The sequence below is a fragment of the Herbaspirillum sp. Her3 genome, assembly GCF_057961275.1.
In genome coordinates this window covers 2,915,230-2,938,491 of the sequence record NZ_CM176328.1, presented here as the reverse complement: position 1 = coordinate 2,938,491, position 23,262 = coordinate 2,915,230, and the positions used below count along the sequence as shown (strand labels likewise).

Below are 23,262 nucleotides of genomic sequence, written 5' to 3'. Positions count from 1 at the left end.
CTGACGGCTCTTCGCCCACACCGGACAGGCTGACTCAGCCGCAAGCGCCGGTGCAGCATTCCTACACAGGCTCGCCGGGTTTTCCTATTTCGCCGTCCTGCGCAGCTTCGCATAATCGCTCATCCCTGCATCATCGAGCGATTCGCCTTGCCACCTCTGCCCATCAATTTTCGTTTCAACCGGCCACTGCGCCTGGCGGCGCTCCTGGCCGGTCTCTGGGCGCCCGGTGCCTGGGCCCAGCGGGAGGTCTGGCAGAACGTCCTGCATCCGGCCGGCGTGCAGGCGGAGACCATCGCTCGCCTCTGGCACTTCACGCTGGCCTTGTGCGCGGCCGTGTTCGTGCTGATCCTGTTCGCTTGTGCCCTGGCACTGTGGCGGGCGCGCCAGCGCCGGGCCGCCCTGTCCGCCCTGCCACCACGCTTGCCCTGGCTGATCGGCTGGGCTCTGGGCTTGTCGGCCATGGGACTGGTGGCGCTGTTCGGCGCTGATGTGGTGGCCAGCCGTGCGCTGGACCAGTTGCCCAGCGCCCAGGCCCTGCACATCCGGCTGACGGCACGCCAGTGGTGGTGGGAAGCCCGCTACAGCGATCCGCTCGACGGCCGCCAGTTCATCACGGCCAATGAACTGCATCTGCCGGTGGGGCGCGCCGTGCTCATCGACCTCGAGAGCGAAGACGTCATCCATTCCCTGTGGTTGCCCAACCTGCACGGCAAGCTTGACCTGATCCCCGGCAAACATGCGCAACTGCGGCTGCGGGCCGACCAGGCCGGACTCTATCGCGGGCAGTGCGCTGAATTCTGCGGTCTCGAACATGCCCGCATGGCCCTGCTGGTGCGGGCCGAGGCACCCGAGGATTACGCGCGCTGGGCCGAGCGGCAGGCACGTCCGGCGCAGTCCGCCAATGCCACGCTCGAGGCGCGCGGGCTGACCATCTTCAACGCCAATGACTGCGCGCAATGCCACACCATTCGCGGCACCAGCGCAGACGGACGCGGCGGCCCCGACCTCACCCACCTGGCCAGCCGCAGCACGCTGGCGGCAGGCATCTTCCCCAACGAGCGCGGTTTCCTGGCGGGTTGGATCAATGATGCCCGCTCGCTCAAGACCGGCGTCATCATGCCCCCAGCGCACCTGCCGCCGCAGGACATGGCGGCCTTGCTGGATTATCTGGAGGCCCTGAAATGAACGCCACGCTTGCCTCGGCTACCGATCAGCAGCCGGACCAGCAGGCGCGGCTGCTGGAACAGACCTGGGCCGATCCGCCCGGTCTGTATGGCTGGCTGTGCGCGGTCAATCACAAGACGATTGCGCGCCGCTTCATCGTCACTACGTTCGCCTTCTTCCTGCTGGGCGGGCTGCTGGCGCTGGCGATGCGCCTGCAACTGGCGCGCCCGGCCTCGGACCTGATCGGCGCGCGGCTCTACAACCAGCTCTTCACCATCCATGGCACGACCATGATGTTCCTTTTTGCGGTGCCGGTGATGCAGGCCATCTCGGCCTTCCTGCTACCGCTGATGATCGGCGCGCGCAGCGTGGCCTTTCCGCGCCTGAATGCCTTTGCCTACTGGATATTCCTGTTCGGCGGCTTGTTGCTGTATGGCGCCTTCATCGCCGGCAGCGGCCCGGACGTGGGCTGGTTTGCCTACGTGCCGCTGGCCCTGAACCAATACGCCAGCGGCAAGGGCGTGGACATCTGGGCACAGATGATCACCTTCACCGAACTGTCAGCACTGATCGAAGCCATCGTCATCATCACCACCATCTTGAAGCTTCGCGCCCCCGGCATGAACCTGCGCCGCCTGCCGCTGTTCGCCTGGGCCATGCTGGTGACCTCGGTGATGGTACTCTTCGCGATGCCCGCGGTCATGCTGGCCAGCACCGGCCTCATCACGGACCGGCTCGTCAACACCCAGTTCTACAGCCACCAGAACGGCGGCGACGTCCTGCTGTGGCAGCACCTGTTCTGGTTCTTCGGGCATCCGGAGGTCTATCTGATCTTCCTGCCGCCGCTGGGCATCATTTCCACTGTGGTTGCGACTTTTTCACGCCGTCCGGTGGTGGGCTATCCGGCCATGGTGCTGTCCCTGATCGCCACGGCTTTCCTTGCCTTCGGGCTATGGGTGCACCACATGTTTGCCACCACCCTGCCGGTCAACGGCAAGCTCTTCTTCACGGCCGCCAGCCTGCTCATTGCACTGCCGACGGCACTGCAGATTTTTTGCTGGATCAGCACCCTCTGGCTGGGGCGTCCGGTGTTTCGCACGCCGCTGCTGTTCGTGCTGGCGTTCTTCTTCATCCTGCTCATGGGCGGATTGACCGGGCTGATGCTGGCCTCGGTGCCGCTGGACTTGCAGCTGCACGATACTTACTTCGTGGTCGCGCATTTGCACTACGTCTTGCTGGGCGGGGCCATCTTCCCCTTGTTCGGCGGGTTCTACTACTGGTTCCCGAAGTTCAGCGGGCGGCTCCTGGGCGAGCGCCTGGGGCGCTGGAATTTCTGGCTCTTCTTCATCGGCTTCAATGTCTGCTTCTTCCCCATGCACCTGCTGGGCCTGCAGGGCATGACGCGTCGGGTCTATACCTATCCGGTCCAGATGGGCTGGGAAGGACTGAACCTGACGGCAACCATCGGCGCCTTCCTGATCGCCGCCAGCGTGCTCGTCTTCCTGATCAACGTGGTACGGACCCTGCGGCGCGGTCAACCTGCCGGACCGAATCCCTGGGGTGCCGGTACGCTGGAATGGAGCATGGACTCACCCCCGCCAGCGGGCAATTTCCTTCATATGCCGGTGGTGCATGGTCTTGACCCCTTGTGGCAGGAACCGCAGCAGCCCAGCCATGTGGCCGGACTGGACAATGGCCAGCGTGAAGTCTTGATCACTTCGGCCTTGGAGGGGCATCCCCAGCACCGTTTCTGGCTGCCGACGCCTTCGCCCTGGCCGTTGCTGTCGGCGGTGGCCACTACGGTGCTGTTCATCGGTTCCATCTTCACGCCTTGGGCGGTGGTCTGGGGCGCCCTGCCGGTGGGCCTGGCGACGGCGATCTGGTTCTGGCCGCGACGGCAGCGCAGCCGGGCGCGCATCGAGACCGAGGTACGTCCATGAACCAGCAGCCCGATGTTCTGGATGTCAGCCACTTGCCCACCTTCGGCTTCGGCCCGGCCAGCACTACCTGGTGGGCCACGCTCGGCCTGATCCTGATCGAGAGCACGGTCTTTGCGCTGGGCATGGCCAGCTACTTCTACCTGCGCGGGCAGTCGCCTGCCTGGCCGCCGTCGGGACCGCCGCCTGACCTGCTGTGGGGTAGCCTCAACACGGCCGTGATGTTGCTGTCCTGCCTGCCCAACCACTATGCCAGCAAGGCCGCCGAGCGCTTCGACCGCAAGGTGGCGCGGCGGTGGCTGGTGACCTGCCTGCTGTTCTCGCTGATCTTCCTGGGAGGACGCGTGGGCGAATTCGCCTCCCTCAACGTGAGCTGGAGCGAAAATGCCTATGGCTCCATTACCTGGATGCTGCTGGGCCTGCATACGGTCCACCTGATCACCGATACCTTCGATACCCTGGTCTTGACGCTGCTTTTCTTCACCGGGCCGGTGGAAAGCAAGCGCTACGTCGACGTCAGCGAGAACAGTGATTACTGGGTGTTCGTGGTGGGTAGCTGGCTGGTGCTCTATGCAGTCATCTACTGGGGAGCGCGCCTGTGAGCCGGCGTGCACTAGCCATCGTGCCGTTCCTGGCCTGGACGCTGCCGCTTCAGGCGCATACGCTGGGGGCCGCCCCCGCCAGCGGCTGGAGCCAGGAGACCTGGCTGTGGTGCTTACTGCTGTTGAGTCTAGGGCTGTATGGGCTAGGCAGCCTGCGCCAGCACAGGACAGGACACATCCAGCCTGGCCGGGTGGCCAGCTTCATCGCAGGCTGGCTATGCCTCTCGGCGGCGCTGGTCTCGCCCATTGATGCGGCCGGGGCGGTCTCCTTTGCCGCCCATATGGTCCAGCACGAACTGCTGATGATCGTGGCCGCGCCGCTGCTCATCGCCGGCAGGCCGGCGCGCACCTGGCTGTGGTCGCTCCCGCCGGGCTGGCGCAAGCCGGTCGGGCACTGGTTCGGCCACCAGCGCTCACTGCAGTGGCTACGCGGCGCGAGCCGGCCGCTGCCGGCCTGGACGCTGCATTTCCTGGCGGTATGGGGCTGGCACGTGCCGTTCTGCTTCCAGGCGGCGTTGCGGCATGAGGCGGTGCACATCGCCCAGCATGCCAGTTTCTTCATTTCGGCCCTGCTGTTCTGGTGGAGCGTGCTGGCCAAATGGCGCCGCGTGGAGCCTGATCGCGGCGCGCTGTTCTATCTCTTCACCACCATGATGCACACCAGCGCGCTGGGCGCCCTGCTGGCCCTGTCGACGCGGCTGTGGTATCCCGCCTACGAGACGCTGCCCTGGCAGCTCGGCCTGTCGCCGCTGGAAGACCAGCAACTGGGTGGTTTGATCATGTGGATACCGGGGGCGCTGAGCTATGTGGTGGTGGCGCTGGTGCTGTGCGCACGCTGGCTGATCGGAGGGGAACGTGAAGTCCTTCCGCGTCCCTGATTTCCTCCTGCCGTTGTTGCTGGCGCTGTGTTCTGGCTACGGCCTGGCTGCCAGCGCCGATGACATCGCCCGTGGCCGCCGCCTGCTGGCCGAGCGTGGCTGCGCGGCCTGCCACCGCATCCCGGGCGTGGCGCCCTCGGGCAGCCTGACCGGGCCGTCGCTGGAACACACGGCCCGCAGCAGCTACATCGCCGGCATCCTGCCCGCCAATGAACCGAACATGGCGCGCTGGATCATGCATCCCCGCGCCATCCATCCGGACAGCGCCATGCCGGAACTGGGCATCACTGCCGACGAAGCCGCCGCCATGAGCGCCTACCTGCTGCAGAAGCGGCCGGGAGGCGGCCCATGAAGCGCCGTCTGCATCGCGCATTGCTGGCCGGCTTCGCATTGATGCTGCTGGCCGCGTCGGCGGCGGCAGTGCTGGTCTGGAGCGGCGCTTACAACGTCAGCGCGGTGACGCAACACTGGTCTCCCGTCTTCAAGCTGATGGAATACGCGATGCGCCAGTCGGTACGCCGCCACGCGCAGCAGATCGAGACGCCCGCACTCGATGCTCCCGACATGGCCAGGGCCGGGGAGCGGCACTATGAACGGTTTTGCGTGCAGTGCCATGGCGCGCCCGGCCGCGCACCCGACACCGCCACGCTGTCGATGCAGCCGGTGCCGGGGCCATTGAGCGCGGCGGCGCACAAGTGGCAGTTGCGCGAGCTGTACTGGATCGTCAGCAATGGCATCAAGATGACGGGCATGCCGGCCTGGCAGGCCCACCTGAGCGAACAGGAACGATGGGAGGTGGTGGCCTATCTGCGGGCCATGCCGGACCAGTTGCCAGCGGTACAGGCCGTGCCGGCTGATCCGCAGCCAATCCCGGCAACGGCCGACATCGAGCGCGGGCGTGTGGCGCTGACGCAGTACGCCTGCCAGTCCTGTCATCGCATTCCCGGCGTGGTGGGCGCACCAATCGATGTCGGTCCGACATTGGACGCCATGGGCAGCCAGGCTTACATCTCGGGCACGCTGGTCAATACGCCGGAGAATCTGGCGCACTGGATCCTGCATCCCAAGCGCTACAAGCCCAATGGGGCGATGCCGGAACTGGGCGTAAGCGCGGCAGATGCGGCCGACATGAGCGCCTACCTGCGCTCGGTCGACCGCAACGCGCGTTAGCTATGGCTGGAGAAATGAAACACCCCCAGCAGGAACATGCCGCCGATGATGGCCAGCACGATGATGCCGCCCACGATGGCGATGGCGGTCTTGGGCTTGCGGTCGGACATGAGAACTCTCCTTGGCGCGGCCGATGCCCGTCGGAGAGGGCAGCTCGGTCCACGGTCGAGATTAGCAAACGGCCTGCGCCCTGGGCATAGGCCATCGCCTGCTCCGCTTCCCGCATTCCGCTGTCAGCGGCGTGGGAATGCGGGAAGGTACGGACCAGCTGGCTAGAACGCTGAGCCCACAACGCGATCCATTTCCCTATCACCCACGACAAACACAGGAAATCAAGATGAAAGACGACTACGCAACATTGGGACATCTGCTCTGCCAGCGCGGCCTGCGTCTGGTGACGGCAGAATCCTGCACGGCCGGCATGGTCGCAGCCGCCCTGGGCGACGTCGAAGGTTGCGGCCAGTGGCTCGAAGGCGCCTTCGTCACCTACACCGAAGAAGCCAAGGAAAGCATGCTCGGCGTGACCCGCGCCGATATGCAGCGTTATGGCCTGACCAGCGAGGAGATTGCCGAGCGCATGGCCCGAGGCGCCTTGCGCGCCAGTGACGCTGCCCTGGCGATTTCCAACACCGGCGTGGCCGGCCCTGACGATGCGCCCGATGGCACGCCTGCCGGCACGGTGTGCTTTGCCTGGGTCTTGCACGAAGGCGATTGGCAGACCATCCGCACCGCCACCCGGCGCTTCTCCGGGGACCGCAAGGCGGTGCGCGAACAGGCCAGCGAATTTTCCATCAGCCAGGCCCTGCAATTGCTGCGCTCGCCGCCGCTGCGCAGCAACTGAACTCAGCGTCCATTGCGGCCTGCGAGCTTGCCGGCCACCAGGCAGGCCACGCCCAGTACCGCCAGGCGCGACAGCATCGGTGCCTGGGCGCTGGCCCAGGTGTAGGGCGAGAACGGCAGCACGTGCTGTTCGTTCCCCCGCTCGGCCACGGCCGGTTGCGGGCCGTTGGCGTAGAGACGGCCACTGTCGCCGCTGGCCGGGCGGTCGCTGCGCTGCTGGGAAAACATGCAGGTCTTGAGGTAGTAATCCATCGCTGCCGGCGCGCATTTGTTGGCCGAGGACACCAGCCGCGAAGCCGCGCCCACATACAGATCCCGGCGCGGACTTTGCGCGGCGACCAGGATAGCCTCGGCGGCGATGGATGGGGCATAGACTGGCGGCGGCAGCTTGGGCTGCACGTCCATGTAGTTTTTGGCGTGGCGGGTGAAGGGGGTATCCATCGCAGCCGGCTTGATCAGCGTGACCGAGACCGCAGCCCCCTCCTCGGTCAACTCCACGCGCAGGGAATCCGTAAATCCCTTGACCGCATGCTTGGAGGCCGAATACGCCCCCTGCAGCGGCACGGCCACGTCGGACAGCTCACTGCCCAGGTTGATCAGCGCCGCGCCCTGCGCATTGGCCTTCAGATGCGGCAAGGCGGCCAGGCTGCCGTTGACCACACCCCAGTAGTTGGTCTCGAAGAGGCGGCGGTGATCTTCCAGGCTGACCTCTTCATGGCGGCCGAAGATGGACACGCCGGCATTGTTGATCCAGGTATCGATCTGTCCGAAGCGCTCCACAGCACGGGTGGCCGCAGCCTGCAAGGCGCTGAAGTCGGCCACGTCGGCCGTCACGCAGAGCACGCGCTGGCCCGATGCATCCAGTTCGGCGGCCACGCGTTCCAGCGCCTGTTCATCCCGCGCCAGCAGCACCAGGCGCGCTCCCCGCGAGGCGGCCAGCCGGGCGGTGGCCAGGCCGATGCCGCTGGTGGCACCGGTGATGACGATGGTCTGGTCGGCGATATTCTTGAGCTGGCAGCGCATGATGGATCTCCTTGGTGAAGTCAAAAGATCCAGCATAGGGGGCATGGCGGACAGCGGCTATCGGAGGCCGCCGCGTGGCGGGGGTATCTGCGGATGTCAGTCGTGCAGGCATCCATGAAGATGAGCGGGATGTGTCTGACCGAATGCGAATCGCCCTCATTTTCGCTAATTGTCGTGGCCTTTGCGGCAGCGCGGCCCTAGAATCTGCGCCATTCCGCAACCGGGCAACTGAACTGACGCATCATGGCCAAATTCCATCTCGAACATCACAGGGTCGACGCCATCTCCTGGCTACGCGCCGCCGTCCTCGGTGCCAACGATGGCATCGTCTCCACTGCCAGCCTGCTGGTCGGCGTGGTCGCTGCCAATGCCAGCCATGAAAATGTCCTGCTGACCGGCGTGGCCGGGCTGGTCGCGGGGGCCATGTCGATGGCGACTGGCGAGTATGTGTCCGTCCATTCGCAGGCCGACAGCGAACATGCGGCCCTGAGCCAGGAGCGCGAGGAACTGGCCACCGATCCCGAAGGCGAACACCGCGAACTGATGGGCATCTACATGCGCCGTGGCCTGAACCAGGAGACCGCGCATCAGGTCGCCGCGCAACTGATGGCCCACGACGCCCTGGACGCCCATGCCCGCGATGAACTGGGCATCTCCGAAACCACCGCCGCAAGGCCGGTCCAGGCCGCCATCGTCTCGGCACTGAGCTTTGCGGTAGGCGCCGCCTTGCCGCTGGCCGTGGTCTTGCTTGCACCGGCGGCGACTCTGCTGCCGGCCATCGTGATCGCTGCCCTGCTCTCGCTGGCAGTACTGGGCGCGGTGGCGGCCAGGACGGGCGGGGCCAGTCTGTGGAAGGGAGCTTTGCGCGTGAGTGTGTGGAGTTCGCTGGCCATGGGCTGCACGGCGGCCATCGGTTCCTTCTTCGGCGCCGCGCTCTAGCAGCGCCTGGGCCGGCTTACAGCCAGCCCAGCCATTGTCCCCAGACCAGCTGGCCCAGGTAGCGCGATGGCAGCAGCGTGAAGGCGCCGGCCACTAGGCAGGCGCCGATGTAGACGCGCTGCATGGTGCGCCGATGCGTCGTGATATCCCCGCGCATCACCGCAGAGATACCGCGATAGAGCAGGAAGACCGTGCCTGGTACCAAGAGGTGCAATGGCGTATAGCCGGCGATGTTGGGCAGGTCATGGGAACGGATGAACACCGCCGAGCAGACCGTGGCCACCATGCAGGTGAACCAGGCGTAACCCAGCGCACGGTGCCAGCGAGGCCGCACGGTGCGGGCAAGCCGGGCCCAGAAGGCGAAGGGGCCGATGACGACGGCGGCAAGGGCGGCACTCAGGTGGATGGCGATGACGGGCGTGAGGGACATGGCAGGCTTTCAGCAAAATCGATGGGGCGATTGTGCTGAGGCGGCGGCCGGGGAGGAAGCAGGATGCGACGAAACGAGGATTTGACGGCGCAGAATGCAGCGTTAGGGCCAACCCGCAACGATGATCGAGGGCAATCCCGCCTGATAGCTGGCCTCAACTACTGCCCTTTCGCCAGCGGTAGACGCAACAACCTGGCAGAAATCACCTCTCGCACCTTATCTGGCATTTCCATTTCTCTCATCGCTTCAGGCCACAATTCCCTCGCCTTTGCAACGACTTGTTTAACCGCCGTCGTCGCTATTTTTGGAGGTACGCCGGCCATCTTTGCCACGTCCGCATAGGTAGCCAGCGTCTCAGTCTGTTGTAGCTTGTCGATCGCGACGTTGGTGGCGAACCCGAGAAACCCCGGCAGCGCCGAAACACAGACGATATCGTAGGCCGGCGACAATTCCGGGATGACGCCGTCACGGTACAAGACGCTGAAGTTCTTCAGATGTGCGTCCGAGTTTCCGAGCAAGGTATTGACTGCCTGACGAATGAACATCTGCCTTACGTCGGAGATCCCCTTCGCGCTCAGGCGCTTCAACAATGCGATGAAGGTCACGAAGTGGTTCAGTCCAGCGTATTTCTGCGTGGGCATCAATGTCAGCATCTGACACGCATCCTCCATGTGGATCGGTCCTCCAGGACTACGGTCAAACCTGTCCACTGCAAGGAACCGAGTCTGCTCACCCAAGGCCACGACCAAGTCCGGATGATCGTCCATCGTGTTCATAGGCTGCGGACGGCAGCGAGCGATTTCTACGCCGGCCAGCTCTGCGAGTCGCATACACGCGTATTCGTTCATGATCTGCGAATCATCATTGGTGGTCGGAAGTTTGGCGATCAACTCGGAAAGCGTTCCTTTGATCGGCAGGCAGTAGCGTTGGCCGTTCTTCGCATGCGATAGAGCAATCTTGTCCTGCACGCCGGAGAGAGCCGCCGCCCCTTCTGCTGCCGCCTCGGGTACGCAGGTTTCCAGATTGTCGGCCCCACCGGTTACGCCGAAAGCGCGTGCGGATTGGGTCAGATTATCCAGATTGGCTGGAATGACCTTGACTGCACCAGGAAGGTCTTCGCCTGCAGCGGCCAGAATCCCGAAATCGTCCATATCGCGCACATCTTTGCGCGTTGCTGCCAGCCGGCGGCGTAAGGCTCCCTCTGGCATCAACCCTGCAAAGAATGGAGGCAGCTCCCCCCTCTCACGGTAGATGGCCGGGTTGAAATGGTTGTTCAGAATTGTCTGTGTCAATTCCTCTAGCCCTGGCGGTGTCATGGAGGCCGAGATGGTTCGGCGAGCCTTGTCCGTCAGGTACGGTTCGCTTGCCACAAATCGTGTGACACGGCCAGCCTCGCAGAGCCAGCCTATATGCTGCCCGTGCAGCCACACCTCCAGATAGCGTGGTCTCAGCGCGTTGCTCATTTGTCCAACCCCAGGATCATCTCGGCCGCCGTAGGCACATTATCCGGCCCGATCGCCTTGCCCGACAGAAGCCGCTGGACCTCTGGCATCAGGTGGTTGGGAATCAGCACGAGGTTGGCGTCCATTGCCGCCGCCAGCAGTTCACATGTTCCCACTCGCGGATCGCGCTTCCCGCTCAAGATTTGGCTGATACTGGCGTTGGCCAGGCCGGTGAGCTGGGACAGAGCTTCCAGCGTCTTGCCTTGCTCCTGCCGCCGCTTGCGTAGCTGTTCGATCGTGTCCATATATACCTATTAGCTAAATTTAATCAATTAATTTTACGTTTACGTATATTTTTAATATAGCGGTTATTTATGTAAACATCAATTTTTAGTGGCTGAATGTACGTATTCGATAATTTCTTATGAGTAATTTCTTGCGAGTTCACCAGGCTTGTAAATTATTTAGATGATTTTTCTGACGGCGAATCAAATCGTCGTGCCAGCCACCCTGCACCCCACCACGCAAAGCAAAATGTACTGCCCGGGCATCACCGGATGCAGCGGCAGGTGGCCAAAGATGTCAGGCTGATCCCGTCACGTACGGCAACACATCGCATCCGTCCTGTCGTCACAAATCCAACAAAACCGACAATCCGCCGCACGCTTTGTCGCGTCACAAAACAATCATTTATTCCTTTCTATTCAGTCACTTAGAAGAGCTCCCCCGCATGGCACGCTCTTTGCAAAAGCTCCTACCGCAGCCAGGCACAGACCCGTTCTCCCACACAGTTTGCCGGAGCCACCATGCCCTCCTCTTCCTTATCGCTACCGATCTACCTGGATTATTCGGCGACCACCCCGGTCGATCCGCGCGTTGCGCAAAAGATGATTCCCTATCTGACCGATATTCCGGGCAACCCGGCCAGCCGCTCGCACAGCTTTGGCTGGGCCGCCGAAGCGGCGGTCGAACATGCACGCGAGCAAGTCGCTGCACTCGTCAACGCCGACGTGCGCGAAATCATCTGGACCTCGGGTGCCACCGAATCCAACAACCTGGCCATCAAGGGTGCCGCTGAATTCCTGCGTAGCAAGGGCCGCCACCTCATCACCGTCAAGACCGAACACAAGGCCGTGCTCGACACCATGCGCGAGCTGGAACGACGCGGTTTTGAAGTGACCTACCTGGAGGTCGGCAGCGACGGCCTGCTCGACCTGGCCGCCTTTGAAGCGGCCTTGCGGCCCGACACCATCCTGGCCTCGGTGATGTACGTCAATAACGAAATCGGCGTGATCCAGGACATCGCCGCATTGGGCGACATTTGCCGCGCACGCGGCGTGCTCCTGCACGTGGATGCCGCCCAGGCCACCGGCAAGGTGGCCATCGACCTGGCCAGCCTCAAGGTCGACCTGATGTCCTTCTCGGCCCACAAAACCTATGGCCCCAAGGGCATCGGCGCCTTGTACGTGGGACGCAAGCCGCGCGTTCGGCTGGAGGCGCAGATGCATGGCGGCGGACATGAACGCGGCCTGCGCTCGGGCACCCTGGCTACCCATCAGATCGTCGGCATGGGTGAAGCCTTCGAACTGGCATGCCTGGCCATGGGCACCGAGAACGAGCGCATCCGCATGCTGCGCGACCGCCTGCACGCCGGCTTTGCCGATATCGAGGAATGTTTCGTCAATGGCGATCTGGATCGTCGCGTACCGCACAACCTCAACATCAGTTTCAACTATGTCGAGGGCGAATCGCTGCTCATGGCCATCAAGGATGTGGCGGTGTCGTCCGGCTCAGCCTGTACCTCGGCCAGCCTGGAACCCTCCTATGTCCTGCGCGCACTGGGCCTGTCGGATGAACTGGCGCACAGTTCGATCCGCTTTTCCATCGGGCGCTTCACCACTGTCGAAGAGATCGACTTCGCCGTGAACGTGATCCGTGAAAAGGTGGGCAAGCTGCGCGCACTCTCGCCGTTGTGGGATATGTACAAGGACGGCATTGACCTCTCCACGGTGCAATGGGCTGCACACTGACAAGGAGCACATCATGGCTTACAGCGACAAACTGATGGACCACTACGAAAACCCGCGCAACGTCGGCAGCTTCGACAAGGACGACACCAGCGTGGCCACCGGCATGGTCGGTGCTCCCGCCTGTGGCGACGTGATGAAACTGCAGATCAAGGTCGATCACAACGGCATCATCGAAGACGCCAGATTCAAGACCTACGGCTGTGGGTCGGCCATCGCCTCCTCCTCCCTGGTGACCGAATGGCTCAAGGGGCGCACCCTGGACCAGGCGCTGGACATCAAGAACACCGCCATCGCCGACGAACTGGCCTTGCCGCCGGTGAAGATCCACTGTTCCATCCTCGCCGAAGATGCCATCAAGGCCGCCGTGGCGGATTACCGCAGCCGGCATGACACCACGCCCGAGGTCCAGCAGGCGGCACCGGCTCCCAAGCAATACCCGATCTGCGCGCCCATCGCCGACTAAGACGGCACGGCCGGCTCCCATCCCCATTTCCTGGAGGTCCATCATGTCCGATACCGACACCATCACCGCCGACGCCCCCCTCATCTTTACCGACTCGGCCGTGGCCAAGGTCAGCGAATTGATCAGCGAAGAAGGCAATGCCGAACTCAAGCTGCGCATCTACGTCAGCGGCGGCGGCTGCTCCGGCTTCGAATATGGCTTTGCCTTTGACGATGCCGTCAACGAAGACGATTTCTGCATCGAGCGCAACGGTGTCTCGCTGCTGGTCGATGCCATGAGCATGCAATACCTCAATGGTGCCGAGATCGGCTATGAAGAAGGCCTGGAAGGCTCCCGCTTCATCATCAAGAATCCCAATGCCACCACCACCTGTGGCTGCGGCAGTTCATTCTCGGTCTGAGGAGAGACGGCAATGAGCATCACCCTCACTGAAAACGCCGCGCGCCGCGTACACGCCTTCCTGGCCAAGCGCAGCGCTGTCGGCTTGCGGCTGGCAGTCAAGACCAGCGGCTGCTCCGGCATGGCGTATGCGCTCGAATATGCCGACGTCGCCGAACCGCAGGATGTGCGCTTCGAAAGCCATGGCGTGACCGTGCTGATCGATCCCAAGAGCCTGCCCTACCTCGATGGCACCGAGCTGGACTTCGTGCGCGAAGGGCTCAACGAAGGCTTCAAGTTCAACAATCCCAACGCCAAGAACCAGTGCGGCTGCGGCGAAAGCTTCGCGGTCTAGGCCATGTCCCTGCTCCAGATCGCCGAACCTGGCCGCAGCACGGCGCCGCACCAGCACCGGCTGGCCGTGGGCATCGACCTGGGCACCACCAATTCGCTGGTGGCCACGGTCCAGTCCGGCCAGGCCCGCATCCTGCCGGATGAGGCCGGGCAGGCGCTGCTGCCTTCGGTGGTGCGCTATCTGCCGGCTCACTCCCTGCAGCCGGCAGACCGGCCACCGGCCGTCGTCGGCCATGCCGCCAAGGCCGCGCAGAGCGATGATCCGCGCAATACCTTGTCCTCCATCAAGCGACTGATGGGACGTGACCGCGCCGACATGAGCGCCGGCAGCAGCACCGACATGCCCTATGCCTTCATCGACAAGCCCGGCCTGGTACAGATCGACACCGCGGCGGGCATCAAGACGCCCATCGACGTATCGGCCGACATCCTGCGGGTATTGCGCCAGCGGGCCGAAGCCTCGCTGGGTGGCGAACTGAGCGGTGCGGTCATCACGGTGCCGGCCTACTTCGATGACGCCCAGCGCCAGGCCACCAAGGATGCCGCGCGCCTGGCCGGCCTGACCGTGCTACGACTGCTCAATGAACCCACGGCGGCCGCCATCGCCTATGGACTCGACCAGGCTGCCGAAGGCGTATTCGCCATCTATGACCTGGGTGGCGGCACCTTTGACATTTCCATCCTCAAGCTCTCACGCGGGGTCTTTGAAGTGCTGGCCACCAACGGGGACGGCGCCCTGGGTGGTGATGACTTCGATCGCTGCATCCATGACTGGATCCTCGACCAGAGCCAGCTGGCAAGCGCAGAACTCACCACGCAAGATACCCGCCGCCTGCTCACTGCTGCGCGGCAAGCCAAGGAAACCCTGAGCCAGGAGGCCAGCGCGACCATTGCACTGAACCTGTCCTCGGGACAGGCCGTGCAACTGATGCTGACGCGCGAGGTATTTGCAGCCATCAGCCAGGGCTTGCTGGCCCGTACCCTGCTGCCCACCCGCAAGGCGCTGCGCGACGCGGGCTTGGGCGTGGCCGAGATCGACGGTGTGGTCCTGGTCGGCGGATCGACCCGCATGCCGCAGGTCCGCGCGGCTGTGGCGGACTTCTTCGGCCAGCCGCCCTTGACCGATCTCGATCCGGACCAGGTCGTGGCGCTGGGCGCGGCCATGCAGGCCAATGTCCTGGCCGGCAATCGCCAGCAAAGCGACTGGCTGCTGCTGGACGTCTGTCCGCTCTCGCTGGGTCTGGAAACCATGGGTGGCCTGGTAGAAAAGATCATCCCGCGCAACTCCACCATTCCGGTGGCACGGGCGCAGGAATTCACTACCTTCAAGGATGGCCAGACCGCCATGAGCGTGCACGTGCTGCAAGGCGAACGGGAACTGGTGGCAGACTGCCGCTCGCTGGCGCGCCTGGAGTTGCGTGGCATTCCGCCCATGGTGGCCGGTGCGGCCCGCATCCGCGTGACCTTCCAGATCGATGCCGACGGGCTGCTGTCGGTCTCGGCACGCGAACAAAGCACGGGCGTGGAAGCGGCCGTCACCGTCAAGCCCTCCTATGGGCTGGATGACGCCAACATTGCCCGCATGCTCTCCGAAGCCGCCGGGCACGCCACCGATGACATGAAGATGCGCACGCTGCGTGAAGCCCAGGTCAACGCCCGCCAGGTGGCCGATGCCACCGATGCCGCGCTCAAGCGCGACGGCCACAGCCTGCTCAGCGCTACCGAACAGGCGCACATCCGCCAGCACCTCTATGCCCTGACGGAACTGATCGAAACCGCCCGCGAAGCCAATGACGACAACATCGCTGCGCTGGGCCGCGCCTGCGATGCCTTGAACCAGGCCACCCAGGAATTCGCCGCCCGCCGTATGAATGCCAGTGTCGCGCAGGCCCTCTCTGGTCAGCGCCTCGAAGCCATCGACCTGGGCTCATGACTTGACGTGCCAACCCTGACCGGGGCCATCCCGGCCACATCGGGAGCTGCCATGCCGCACATCACCGTTCGTCCCCATCCCGTCCTGTGCGCCGAAGGCAGCAGCTTCGATGCGCGCAGCGGCCAGTTCCTGTGCGATGCCTTGCTCAAGAACGGGATCGCGCTGGAACATGCCTGCGAAAAATCCTGTGCCTGCTCCACCTGCCATGTGATCGTCCATGAAGGCTTCGACTCCCTGGCACCGGCCAGCGACGACGAGGAAGACCAACTGGGCCGCGCCTGGGGCTTGAACGCACGGTCGCGCCTGGCGTGCCAGGTCGTGCTCAGGCAGCAGGACCTGGTGATCGAGCTGCCGCTCTACACCGTCAATCTGGCGCGCGAACGCGGCTGAGGGCCGCGCGGTGCGTCGGGTCGACAAGGCCGGACAAGACACGACAAACACGACAAAAGTGACAAGGTTCCCGGACCACCGAAAAACACCAGGCAAGTCGCTTATCACGTTGATTTTCAAGGAATTTATTCTGCAAATCTGATTGGCACATGAATTGCTAAATCAGGATCAGAAGACATTTTTCGTATCGCATTGCCGGAGAATCCGAGATGGTTACAATCAATGACACTACCCTGCGCGACGGCGAGCAAACTGCCGGTGTTGCCTTCACGGCGGAAGAAAAAATCGACATCGCGCGCGCCCTTGATGAGATCGGCGTGCCGGAGATGGAAATTGGCATTCCCATCATGGGCGAGGCCGAAATCGAGGTCATCCAGGCCATCGCCGCCCTGCCCCTGCGCAGCAAGACCATGGTGTGGGGCCGCATGTGCGAGGCCGACCTGGCCGCCGCCGCACGCTGCCACGCCGATATCGTCAACCTCTCCATGCCGGTGTCGGACATCCATATCCAGCACAAGCTGCAACGCGACCGCGACTGGGTGCTGGCGCAGATCCGGTATTTCCTGCCCAAGGCGCTGGACCTGGGCATGGAGGTTTGCCTCGGTGGCGAGGATTCTTCCCGCGCCGACCCGGATTTCTTGTTGCGTGTGATCGAGACGGCGCAGGCCGCGGGCGCACGGCGCTTCCGCTTTGCCGATACGCTGGGGTTGCTCGATCCCTTTGCGACTTACGAAGCGATCCGCCAGTTGCGCGACGAAGTCGACATCGAACTGGAAATGCACGCCCACAACGACCTGGGCCTGGCCACCGCCAACACTCTGGCCGCCATCAATGCCGGCGCCAGCCACGTCAACACCACCGTCAACGGCCTGGGCGAGCGGGCTGGCAATGCCCCGCTGGAAGAAGTGGTCATGGGCCTGCGCCATCTTCATGGCATCGAAACCCAGGTCGACACTCGCTGCCTGCCAGCCATTTCCCGGTTGGTGGCCAAGGCCTCCGGCAAGGCGGTGGCGCCCAACAAGAGCATCGTGGGTGAGGCGGTGTTCACGCATGAATCGGGCATCCACGTGGACGGCCTGCTCAAGAACCCGGCCAACTATGAACACTTCAGCCCGGCCGAGCTGGGTCGCAGCCATCACATCGTGCTGGGCAAACATTCCGGCTCGCGCGGCGTGAAGGATGCTTTCGCCAAGATGGGAATACTGCTCTCGGACAGCCAGGCACAAGCCATGCTCCTGCGCATCCGTGACCACACCATGGTGGCCAAGACCGCGCCCAGCGAAGATGAACTCACGCGTTTTTTCCTGGAAAGTGGCGCCTGCGCGGCGAGCCAGATGTAAGCATTTGGATTCGCCCGTTCCCGCACGCTGTGCCTGTGTTCCTCTCAACCACGAAAGAGAGCCCGTCATGCTGACCCTGGCCGAAAAACTGAAGCAACTGTCCGCCGCCGAAGAGTTCCTCGATTTCTTTGGCGTGCCTTACCAGCAAGCGGTCGTGAACGTCAATCGCCTGCACATCCTGAAGCGCTTCTACCAGTACATGCGCCAGGAACGCAGCCTGGATGAACTGGATGAAGTGGAGATGTTCAAGAAATTGCGCGCCCTCCTGGCCACCGCCTATGACGACTTCGTGCATTCCACGCCGGCACAGGAAAAAGTGTTCAAGGTTTTCCAGGATGCCCACGGCAAGTCGGTCTCGCTGGAAATGCTGCGCATGTCCCTGCCGGCCAAAGCCTGAGCCAGTCCTTTAGGAGAACACCATGCATATCGTCGTCTGCATCAAGCAAGTGCCCGATAGCGCCCAGATCCGCGTGCATCCGGTCACCAACACCATCATGCGCCAGGGCGTACCCGCCATCATCAACCCCTATGACCTGTTCTCGCTGGAAGAAGCGCTGCGCATCAAGGATCAGGTCGGCGGACGGGTCACGGTGCTGACCATGGGCCCGCCGCAGGCGGAGGCGGCGCTGCGCAAATGCATTTCCTTCGGTGCCGACGATGCCATCCTGGTGACCGACCGCGCCTTCGCCGGTGCCGATACGCTGGCCACCTCGTATGCCCTGGCGGCTGCCATCCAGCGGATCTCACAAGACCAGGCGGTCGATCTGGTCCTGGCCGGCAAGCAGACCATCGACGGCGATACGGCCCAGGTCGGCCCGGGCATCGCAAAGCGACTTGATCTGCAATTGCTGACCTATGTCTCCAAGATCGTGTCGCTGGACCCGATTGCGCGCGAAATCGTCATCCAGCGCCGGGCCGAAGGCGGGGTGCAGGTGCTCCAGACCAAGCTACCCTGCCTCATCACCATGCTCGAAGGCAGCAACGAAATGCGCTTTGCCACCATGGAAAACATGTTTCGCGCCGCCCGCCATCCGATCCGTACCTGGGACCGTGCGGCCGCCGGCATCGAGGACGTCAGCAAGATCGGCTTGAAGGGCTCGCCCACGGTGGTGAGCAAGGTGTTTGCGCCCAAGCCCAATGCGCGCCGCGCCGAGATCATCACGGCAGAAGGCGACGAAGCGCGCGACCTGGCCGTCACCCTGGTCGGCAAGCTCTTCACGCAACACCCCAAACTGGGCGACGCCATTGCCAGGAAAGTGGCCTGATCTTCCCAACATCGATTCCATGAGGCACAGCATGAACGACGACAAGCATGCGCCAGAGCGCAAAGGCGGCAAGGGAAAATACGAACTGGACGAACGCCTCAAGGCCTACCAGGGCGTGTGGGTCTTCATCGAACACGAGCGCGGCGAAGTCCACCCGGTCTCCTGGGAGCTGCTGGGCGAAGGCCGCAAGCTGGCCGACCAGCTCGGCGTGTCGCTCTCGGGCGTGGTACTGGGCGCGCCCGATCTGGCGACCCGGCAGTTCTGCGAACAGGCTTTCCACCATGGTGCCGACAGCTGCTACCTGATGGCCGACCCTACCCTGTCAGCCTACCGCAACCAGCCGTTCACCAAGGGCCTCACCGATCTGGTCAACCGCTATCAGCCGGAAATCCTGCTTCTGGGCGCCACCGCACAAGGGCGCGACCTGGCCGGCAGCGTGGCCACCACGCTCAGGACCGGCCTGACCGCAGACTGCACCGGGCTCACCATCGACATGGAAAACCGCAGCATGGCGGCATCGCGCCCAACCTTTGGCGGCAGCCTGCTGTGTACCATCCTGACGCTGAATTACCGGCCGCAGATGGCCACCGTGCGGCCGCGGGTGATGGCCATGCCGGAGCCCGACCGCAGCCGCAGCGGCCAGATCATCGAGCACCCGCTGTGCCTGGTCGAGAGCGACATCATCACCAAGGTCTTGGAATACATCCCCGACAATCAGCAAGACAAGCCGCAGCTACCGTTTGCCGACATCATCGTGGCGGGCGGACGCGGCATGAAGCGGGCCGAGAATTTCCAGCTGATCTGGGACCTGGCCATGGTGCTGGGGGCCGAGGTGGGAGCCACGCGTCCGGTGGTGCAAGCCAACTGGGTGCAGGCCGAGCGCCAGGTCGGGCAGTCCGGCAAGACCGTGCGGCCCAAGCTGTATATCGCGGCGGGGATTTCGGGCGCCATCCAGCATCGTGTCGGCATGGCGGATTCGGACGTGATCATTGCCATCAACAGTGACCCCAACGCCCCCATCTTCGACTTCGCCAGCTACGGCATCGTCGGCAACGCCATGACCATCCTGCCGGCCTTGACCGATGCCTTCCGTCAACAACTGGCCACGATGCGCATGGCGAGCTGAGCCACAACAGGGAGAACAGCATGACTGAGAAATTCGATGCCATCGTGGTCGGCGCCGGGCCCTCCGGCAATGCCTGCGCTTATACCATGGCCAAGGCCGGACTGAAGGTGTTGCAGATTGAACGGGGAGAATATCCCGGTTCCAAGAACGTGCAAGGCGCCATCCTCTACTCGGATGCGCTGGAGCGCATCATTCCCGACTTTCGTGAGGACGCGCCGCTGGAACGCCACATCATCGAGCAGCGCATGTGGGTGCTCGACGATCAGTCCTTCATCGGCGGCCACTACCGCTCGGAAGACTTCAACAAACCGCCCTACAACCGCTACACCATCATCCGAGCCCAGTTCGACAAATGGTTTTCGCAGAAGGTGCAAGAGGCAGGCACCCTGCTGATCTGCGAGACCACCGTGACCGATCTGCTCATGGATGGCCAGCGCGTAGTCGGCGTACAAACCGATCGCGCGGGCGGTTCGATCTATGCCGACATCGTGGTGCTGGCCGATGGCGTCAATTCGGTGCTGGCCCGCAAGGCCGGCTTTCGCCCCGAGCTCGATCCGGCCGAGGTGGCTCTGGCGGTCAAGGAAATCCATTTCATGCCCGAAGAAACCATCGCCAGCCGCTTCAACGTCAGCGGCGACGCCGGCGTGGTCATCGAAATGGTCGGCAAGATCACCAAGGGCATGATGGGGACCGGCTTCCTCTACACCAACCGCGACTCGGTGACCATCGGCGTGGGTTGCATGCTGTCCGACCTCAAGCGGCAGAAATGCTCGCCCTACCAGCTGCTGGAAGACATGAAGGCCCATCCGGCCATTGCACCGCTGCTCGAAGGCGGCGAAATGAAGGAATATGCAGCGCACCTGATCCCCGAGGGCGGCTACCACTCCATTCCCTGCCTCTATGGCAGCGGCTGGATGGTGGTCGGCGACTCCGGCATGTTCGTCAATGCGGTACATCGTGAAGGTTCCAACCTGGCCATGACCAGTGGCCGCCTGGCTGCCGAAACCGTGATTGCCTTGCGTGCCGAAGGACTGCCCCTGACGGAGCGCAACCTGGCACGCTACCGCACGGCCCTCAACGAAAGCTTTGTCATCAAGGACCTGAAGAAATACCGTGCCCTGCCCGGCATCTTCCATCGCAATCCGCACCTGTTGAATACCTATCCCGAACTGCTCAACCAGGCAGCGCATCACATGCTCAAGGTCGACGGAACCGACAAGAAATCCAAGGAACGAGACATCCGGCGCAGCTTCACCCAGCGGCGCTCCTTATTCGGATTGGTGGGTGATGCCTACAAAATGTGGAGGGCTTTCGAATGAGCACGACCAAGGTCGAGGAAAAACTGTTCCAGAACCGCTACAAGATCGACAGCGGCCGTCCGCATATCGCCATCAAGGACCAGTCGGTGTGCGCTGATCAGTGCAAGACCCAGCAATGCCTGACCTGCTGCCCGGCCGGTTGCTATACCGCCGAAGGCGGCGGCCAGATCCTGCTGACTACCGATGGATGCCTGGAATGCGGCACCTGCCGCGTGATCTGCACCGAACACCGCAACGTGGCGTGGGAATATCCCCGTGGCGGCTATGGCATCCTGTTCAAGTTCGGCTGAGGGCTCGCACGGGAAAGGCCGCATCGCCAGCGCGGCTGCGGCCCCTCCCGTGCGTTCAAGCATCAAGCGACTGCATCATGTCTACAACAAGGCTACCGACTTGATCTGCGCCCACACCGGCTGGCCCGGCACCAGGGCGAGCTGATCGCAGGAGCGCCGCGTGATGCGTGCCAACAGTTGTTCTCCGCCGGCATCCAGCATGACCAGCACGTGGGCCGGATGCTGCGCTGGCGCCAGCTTGAGCACCGTAGCCGGCAACCGGTTGAGGATGCTGCTGTCATGGCTGGGGCTCAAGGCCAGGCTGACGTCGCGCGCATGGATCTGCAGCCGCACCGGCTGACCGACCGGCAACTCCCGTCGCGGCACGAAGATCTCGCCACCGGCCAGCACCAGGCGGGTCAGGTGATACGTTTCGTCATGGGCAGCAACCTTGGCCTCGATCACCGCGCCGGCATCCTCGGCATGGGCCAGGGGCAGATCGAGTCGTGACAGCAGTGTCGCCAGGGGACCGCTGGCCAGGCAGCGGCCCTGCCGCATCAATACCAGCGTATCGGCCAGACGCGCGATTTCTTCAGGATGGTGGCTGATGTAGAGAATGGGAATGGCCAGCTCGTCACGCAGGCGTTCCAGGTAAGGCAGGATATCGCGCTTGCGGTCATTGTCCAGCGCGGCCATCGGTTCGTCCATGAGCAACAGGCGCGGTGCCGTGAACAAGGCGCGCGCCATGGCCACGCGCTGGCGCTCTCCGCCTGACAAGGCCGACGGCATGGCCTGCAGCAGCGGACCGATGCCCAGCATCTCGATGATCTTCTGGCGTGGCGCGGCGCCGGGAGCGGCCTTGCTGCGGCGCGCACCATAATCCAGATTGCGGCTCACCGACAGATGCGGCAACAGGCTGGCCTCCTGGAATACATATCCGAGCGCGCGTCGATGAGTCGGCAAGAAATACTGGCGCTGCGAATCCTGCCAGACCTCGCCGTTGACCTCCAGGTATCCCCGGCTCGGGCGCAGCAGGCCGGCCATGCAGCGCAGGAAGGTAGTCTTGCCGCAGCCGGAGGGTCCGCTCAAGGCGCTCACACCCTGCCCCGGCAATTTCAGATCCAGCTCAAGCTGGAACTCGCCCGCGCCACCATAGCCATACGCCATCTTCGCGATGATCCCGGGCTGCGCGATGCTGGGTTCAACCATGGCTGGCGTCATGTCGTTCTCCTGGTAGCGTCGCCCGCCTGCACCGTAGCGTCCTGTGGTGCGCGGGCGCTCTTGCCTGCCTTGAGCGTGGTCTTGCCGGCACGCCTCAGACGCATCATCACCAATAGCACAAGAAAGGAAAACACCAGCATCGCGCCTGCCAGCCGGTGCGCCTGGGCGTATTCGAAGGCTTCCACGTGGTCATAGATCTGCATCGACAAGACCCGTGTCTTGCCGGGGATATTGCCGCCGATCATCAGCACCACGCCGAACTCGCCCACGGTATGGGCAAAACCGAGCACTGCCGCCGTCAGGAAGCCAGGCCCGGCCAAGGGCACGGCCACGGTAAAGAAGGCATCCAGCGGCGAGGCGCGCAGGGTCGCCGCCACTTCCATGGGACGTTCACCGATGGCCTCGAAGGCGTTTTGCAAGGGCTGGACCACGAAGGGCATCGAATACAGCAGCGAGGCCAGCACCAGTCCGCCAAAACTGAAGGGCAGCAAGCCCAGCCCCAATGCCTGGGTGAGCCGGCCCACCGGCCCTTGCGGTCCCATGAGCACCAACAGATAGAAGCCTAGCACCGCAGGCGGCAAGACCAGCGGCAAGGCCACCACTGCGGCCATCCCATGGCGCCACCCCGAGCGCGTGCGCGCCAGCCACCAGGCCAGCGGTGTGCCCACCACCAGCAGCAGCACCGTGACGATGCTGGCCAGGCTCAGCGTCAGGCGCACCGCACTCCAGTCTTCGGCGGTCAACCACAT

26 protein-coding genes are annotated in these 23,262 nt (G+C 63.6%); 20 read left to right on the top strand and 6 right to left on the bottom strand.

Features of this window, described 5'->3' with window-relative positions; translation table 11 throughout:
- The first annotated feature begins 147 nt into the window (after positions 1 to 147).
- From ACVC5H_RS13395 to ACVC5H_RS13365, 7 genes are all read left to right on the top strand, one after another.
- Positions 148 to 1,185: a cytochrome c oxidase subunit II gene (locus tag ACVC5H_RS13395; protein ID WP_489618391.1), complete on the top strand. Its 1,038-nt coding sequence runs from the start codon at positions 148 to 150 to the stop codon at positions 1,183 to 1,185.
- Positions 1,182 to 3,104: a cytochrome c oxidase subunit I gene (ctaD, locus tag ACVC5H_RS13390; RefSeq protein WP_489618390.1), complete on the top strand. Its 1,923-nt coding sequence runs from the start codon at positions 1,182 to 1,184 to the stop codon at positions 3,102 to 3,104. Before ACVC5H_RS13395 ends, ctaD begins: the two co-directional genes overlap by 4 nt.
- Positions 3,101 to 3,703, top strand: a complete 603-nt coding sequence (locus ACVC5H_RS13385; RefSeq protein ID WP_489618389.1) for a cytochrome c oxidase subunit 3 — start codon at positions 3,101 to 3,103, stop codon at positions 3,701 to 3,703. Before ctaD ends, ACVC5H_RS13385 begins: the two co-directional genes overlap by 4 nt.
- Positions 3,700 to 4,581, top strand: a complete 882-nt coding sequence (locus ACVC5H_RS13380) for a cytochrome c oxidase assembly protein (protein ID WP_489618388.1) — start codon at positions 3,700 to 3,702, stop codon at positions 4,579 to 4,581. Before ACVC5H_RS13385 ends, ACVC5H_RS13380 begins: the two co-directional genes overlap by 4 nt.
- Complete coding sequence (locus tag ACVC5H_RS13375) at positions 4,559 to 4,933, top strand: c-type cytochrome (protein ID WP_489618387.1); 375 nt, start codon at positions 4,559 to 4,561, stop codon at positions 4,931 to 4,933. Before ACVC5H_RS13380 ends, ACVC5H_RS13375 begins: the two co-directional genes overlap by 23 nt.
- On the top strand, positions 4,930 to 5,751 hold the full coding sequence (locus ACVC5H_RS13370; protein WP_489618386.1) for a c-type cytochrome: 822 nt from the start codon (positions 4,930 to 4,932) through the stop codon (positions 5,749 to 5,751). The genes ACVC5H_RS13375 and ACVC5H_RS13370 overlap by 4 nt, the downstream gene beginning before the upstream one ends.
- A 337-nt stretch (positions 5,752 to 6,088) precedes the next feature.
- Complete coding sequence (locus ACVC5H_RS13365; protein ID WP_489618385.1) at positions 6,089 to 6,592, top strand: CinA family protein; 504 nt, start codon at positions 6,089 to 6,091, stop codon at positions 6,590 to 6,592.
- Between the two features lie 2 nt (positions 6,593 to 6,594).
- On the opposite strand, the gene ACVC5H_RS13360 is transcribed toward ACVC5H_RS13365, so the two are convergent.
- Positions 6,595 to 7,614, bottom strand: a complete 1,020-nt coding sequence (locus ACVC5H_RS13360) for an SDR family oxidoreductase (protein WP_489618384.1) — start codon at positions 7,612 to 7,614, stop codon at positions 6,595 to 6,597.
- A gap of 243 nt (positions 7,615 to 7,857) precedes the next feature.
- Here ACVC5H_RS13360 and ACVC5H_RS13355 point away from each other — a divergent pair, with 243 nt between their 5' ends.
- Positions 7,858 to 8,553, top strand: a complete 696-nt coding sequence (locus ACVC5H_RS13355) for a VIT1/CCC1 transporter family protein (RefSeq protein WP_489618383.1) — start codon at positions 7,858 to 7,860, stop codon at positions 8,551 to 8,553.
- 16 nt (positions 8,554 to 8,569) lie between these two features.
- Here the strand turns inward: ACVC5H_RS13355 and ACVC5H_RS13350 are convergent, their stop codons facing one another.
- The 3 genes from ACVC5H_RS13350 to ACVC5H_RS13340 all read right to left on the bottom strand — a co-directional run bounded on the left by ACVC5H_RS13350 (position 8,570) and on the right by ACVC5H_RS13340 (position 10,730).
- Positions 8,570 to 8,983 (bottom strand): DUF2306 domain-containing protein, encoded by a 414-nt coding sequence (locus tag ACVC5H_RS13350; RefSeq protein ID WP_489618382.1) that lies wholly within the window; start codon positions 8,981 to 8,983, stop codon positions 8,570 to 8,572.
- 158 nt (positions 8,984 to 9,141) lie between these two features.
- Complete coding sequence (locus ACVC5H_RS13345) at positions 9,142 to 10,446, bottom strand: type II toxin-antitoxin system HipA family toxin (protein ID WP_489618381.1); 1,305 nt, start codon at positions 10,444 to 10,446, stop codon at positions 9,142 to 9,144.
- Positions 10,443 to 10,730, bottom strand: coding sequence for a helix-turn-helix domain-containing protein (locus ACVC5H_RS13340; RefSeq protein ID WP_489618380.1), 288 nt, complete (start codon positions 10,728 to 10,730; stop codon positions 10,443 to 10,445). The genes ACVC5H_RS13345 and ACVC5H_RS13340 overlap by 4 nt, the downstream gene beginning before the upstream one ends.
- Before the next feature lie 501 nt (positions 10,731 to 11,231).
- Here ACVC5H_RS13340 and ACVC5H_RS13335 point away from each other — a divergent pair.
- The 12 genes from ACVC5H_RS13335 to ACVC5H_RS13280 all read left to right on the top strand — a co-directional run bounded on the left by ACVC5H_RS13335 (position 11,232) and on the right by ACVC5H_RS13280 (position 21,313).
- A complete protein-coding gene (locus tag ACVC5H_RS13335) occupies positions 11,232 to 12,455 on the top strand; it encodes an IscS subfamily cysteine desulfurase (protein WP_489618379.1) in 1,224 nt (407 codons plus the stop codon).
- 13 nt (positions 12,456 to 12,468) lie between these two features.
- The gene (iscU, locus tag ACVC5H_RS13330) at positions 12,469 to 12,918 is read left to right on the top strand and encodes a Fe-S cluster assembly scaffold IscU (RefSeq protein ID WP_489618378.1); all 450 of its coding nucleotides are present in this window, start codon (positions 12,469 to 12,471) and stop codon (positions 12,916 to 12,918) included.
- 43 nt (positions 12,919 to 12,961) lie between these two features.
- The gene (erpA, locus tag ACVC5H_RS13325) at positions 12,962 to 13,318 is read left to right on the top strand and encodes an iron-sulfur cluster insertion protein ErpA (protein ID WP_489618377.1); all 357 of its coding nucleotides are present in this window, start codon (positions 12,962 to 12,964) and stop codon (positions 13,316 to 13,318) included.
- A 12-nt stretch (positions 13,319 to 13,330) separates the two neighbouring features.
- A complete protein-coding gene (iscA, locus tag ACVC5H_RS13320) occupies positions 13,331 to 13,651 on the top strand; it encodes an iron-sulfur cluster assembly protein IscA (RefSeq protein WP_013234802.1) in 321 nt (106 codons plus the stop codon).
- A gap of 3 nt (positions 13,652 to 13,654) precedes the next feature.
- On the top strand, positions 13,655 to 15,583 hold the full coding sequence (gene hscA, locus ACVC5H_RS13315; RefSeq protein WP_489618376.1) for a Fe-S protein assembly chaperone HscA: 1,929 nt from the start codon (positions 13,655 to 13,657) through the stop codon (positions 15,581 to 15,583).
- Positions 15,584 to 15,634: 51 nt separating this feature from the next.
- Positions 15,635 to 15,973: an ISC system 2Fe-2S type ferredoxin gene (fdx, locus tag ACVC5H_RS13310; RefSeq protein ID WP_489618375.1), complete on the top strand. Its 339-nt coding sequence runs from the start codon at positions 15,635 to 15,637 to the stop codon at positions 15,971 to 15,973.
- A gap of 209 nt (positions 15,974 to 16,182) precedes the next feature.
- Entirely contained in the window at positions 16,183 to 17,313 is a 1,131-nt protein-coding gene (gene nifV / locus ACVC5H_RS13305; protein WP_489618374.1) for a homocitrate synthase, read from the top strand.
- Between the two features lie 67 nt (positions 17,314 to 17,380).
- Positions 17,381 to 17,710, top strand: a complete 330-nt coding sequence (nifW, locus tag ACVC5H_RS13300; RefSeq protein WP_489618373.1) for a nitrogenase stabilizing/protective protein NifW — start codon at positions 17,381 to 17,383, stop codon at positions 17,708 to 17,710.
- A 22-nt stretch (positions 17,711 to 17,732) separates the two neighbouring features.
- Positions 17,733 to 18,578, top strand: a complete 846-nt coding sequence (locus ACVC5H_RS13295; protein ID WP_489618372.1) for an electron transfer flavoprotein subunit beta/FixA family protein — start codon at positions 17,733 to 17,735, stop codon at positions 18,576 to 18,578.
- 31 nt (positions 18,579 to 18,609) lie between these two features.
- Positions 18,610 to 19,704 (top strand): electron transfer flavoprotein subunit alpha/FixB family protein, encoded by a 1,095-nt coding sequence (locus ACVC5H_RS13290; RefSeq protein WP_489618371.1) that lies wholly within the window; start codon positions 18,610 to 18,612, stop codon positions 19,702 to 19,704.
- Positions 19,705 to 19,724: 20 nt separating this feature from the next.
- Positions 19,725 to 21,023 carry an FAD-dependent oxidoreductase gene (locus ACVC5H_RS13285; RefSeq protein WP_489618370.1) on the top strand — a complete coding sequence of 433 codons (1,299 nt, stop codon included), beginning with the start codon at positions 19,725 to 19,727 and terminating at the stop codon, positions 21,021 to 21,023.
- A complete protein-coding gene (locus tag ACVC5H_RS13280) occupies positions 21,020 to 21,313 on the top strand; it encodes a ferredoxin family protein (RefSeq protein WP_489618369.1) in 294 nt (97 codons plus the stop codon). Before ACVC5H_RS13285 ends, ACVC5H_RS13280 begins: the two co-directional genes overlap by 4 nt.
- An 81-nt stretch (positions 21,314 to 21,394) precedes the next feature.
- On the opposite strand, the gene modC is transcribed toward ACVC5H_RS13280, so the two are convergent.
- Complete coding sequence (gene modC / locus ACVC5H_RS13275) at positions 21,395 to 22,513, bottom strand: molybdenum ABC transporter ATP-binding protein (protein ID WP_489618368.1); 1,119 nt, start codon at positions 22,511 to 22,513, stop codon at positions 21,395 to 21,397.
- The gene (gene modB, locus ACVC5H_RS13270; RefSeq protein WP_489618367.1) at positions 22,510 to 23,262 is read right to left on the bottom strand and encodes a molybdate ABC transporter permease subunit; all 753 of its coding nucleotides are present in this window, start codon (positions 23,260 to 23,262) and stop codon (positions 22,510 to 22,512) included. The genes modC and modB overlap by 4 nt, the downstream gene beginning before the upstream one ends.

Excerpts from the sequence above, each read along its gene's own strand:
- ctaD (WP_489618390.1), top strand. The coding sequence starts at position 1,182 with ATGAACGCCACGCTTGCCTCGGCTACCGATCAGCAGCCGGACCAGCAG.
- ACVC5H_RS13385 (WP_489618389.1), top strand. The coding sequence starts at position 3,101 with ATGAACCAGCAGCCCGATGTTCTGGATGTCAGCCACTTGCCCACCTTC.
- ACVC5H_RS13370 (WP_489618386.1), top strand. The coding sequence starts at position 4,930 with ATGAAGCGCCGTCTGCATCGCGCATTGCTGGCCGGCTTCGCATTGATG.
- ACVC5H_RS13365 (WP_489618385.1), top strand. The coding sequence starts at position 6,089 with ATGAAAGACGACTACGCAACATTGGGACATCTGCTCTGCCAGCGCGGC.
- ACVC5H_RS13360 (WP_489618384.1), bottom strand. The coding sequence starts at position 7,614 with ATGCGCTGCCAGCTCAAGAATATCGCCGACCAGACCATCGTCATCACC.
- ACVC5H_RS13355 (WP_489618383.1), top strand. The coding sequence starts at position 7,858 with ATGGCCAAATTCCATCTCGAACATCACAGGGTCGACGCCATCTCCTGG.
- ACVC5H_RS13350 (WP_489618382.1), bottom strand. The coding sequence starts at position 8,983 with ATGTCCCTCACGCCCGTCATCGCCATCCACCTGAGTGCCGCCCTTGCC.
- ACVC5H_RS13345 (WP_489618381.1), bottom strand. The coding sequence starts at position 10,446 with ATGAGCAACGCGCTGAGACCACGCTATCTGGAGGTGTGGCTGCACGGG.
- ACVC5H_RS13340 (WP_489618380.1), bottom strand. The coding sequence starts at position 10,730 with ATGGACACGATCGAACAGCTACGCAAGCGGCGGCAGGAGCAAGGCAAG.
- ACVC5H_RS13335 (WP_489618379.1), top strand. The coding sequence starts at position 11,232 with ATGCCCTCCTCTTCCTTATCGCTACCGATCTACCTGGATTATTCGGCG.
- iscU (WP_489618378.1), top strand. The coding sequence starts at position 12,469 with ATGGCTTACAGCGACAAACTGATGGACCACTACGAAAACCCGCGCAAC.
- erpA (WP_489618377.1), top strand. The coding sequence starts at position 12,962 with ATGTCCGATACCGACACCATCACCGCCGACGCCCCCCTCATCTTTACC.
- iscA (WP_013234802.1), top strand. The coding sequence starts at position 13,331 with ATGAGCATCACCCTCACTGAAAACGCCGCGCGCCGCGTACACGCCTTC.
- hscA (WP_489618376.1), top strand. The coding sequence starts at position 13,655 with ATGTCCCTGCTCCAGATCGCCGAACCTGGCCGCAGCACGGCGCCGCAC.
- fdx (WP_489618375.1), top strand. The coding sequence starts at position 15,635 with ATGCCGCACATCACCGTTCGTCCCCATCCCGTCCTGTGCGCCGAAGGC.
- nifV (WP_489618374.1), top strand. The coding sequence starts at position 16,183 with ATGGTTACAATCAATGACACTACCCTGCGCGACGGCGAGCAAACTGCC.
- nifW (WP_489618373.1), top strand. The coding sequence starts at position 17,381 with ATGCTGACCCTGGCCGAAAAACTGAAGCAACTGTCCGCCGCCGAAGAG.
- ACVC5H_RS13295 (WP_489618372.1), top strand. The coding sequence starts at position 17,733 with ATGCATATCGTCGTCTGCATCAAGCAAGTGCCCGATAGCGCCCAGATC.
- ACVC5H_RS13290 (WP_489618371.1), top strand. The coding sequence starts at position 18,610 with ATGAACGACGACAAGCATGCGCCAGAGCGCAAAGGCGGCAAGGGAAAA.
- ACVC5H_RS13285 (WP_489618370.1), top strand. The coding sequence starts at position 19,725 with ATGACTGAGAAATTCGATGCCATCGTGGTCGGCGCCGGGCCCTCCGGC.
- ACVC5H_RS13280 (WP_489618369.1), top strand. The coding sequence starts at position 21,020 with ATGAGCACGACCAAGGTCGAGGAAAAACTGTTCCAGAACCGCTACAAG.
- modC (WP_489618368.1), bottom strand. The coding sequence starts at position 22,513 with ATGACGCCAGCCATGGTTGAACCCAGCATCGCGCAGCCCGGGATCATC.
- modB (WP_489618367.1), bottom strand. The coding sequence starts at position 23,262 with ATGTGGTTGACCGCCGAAGACTGGAGTGCGGTGCGCCTGACGCTGAGC.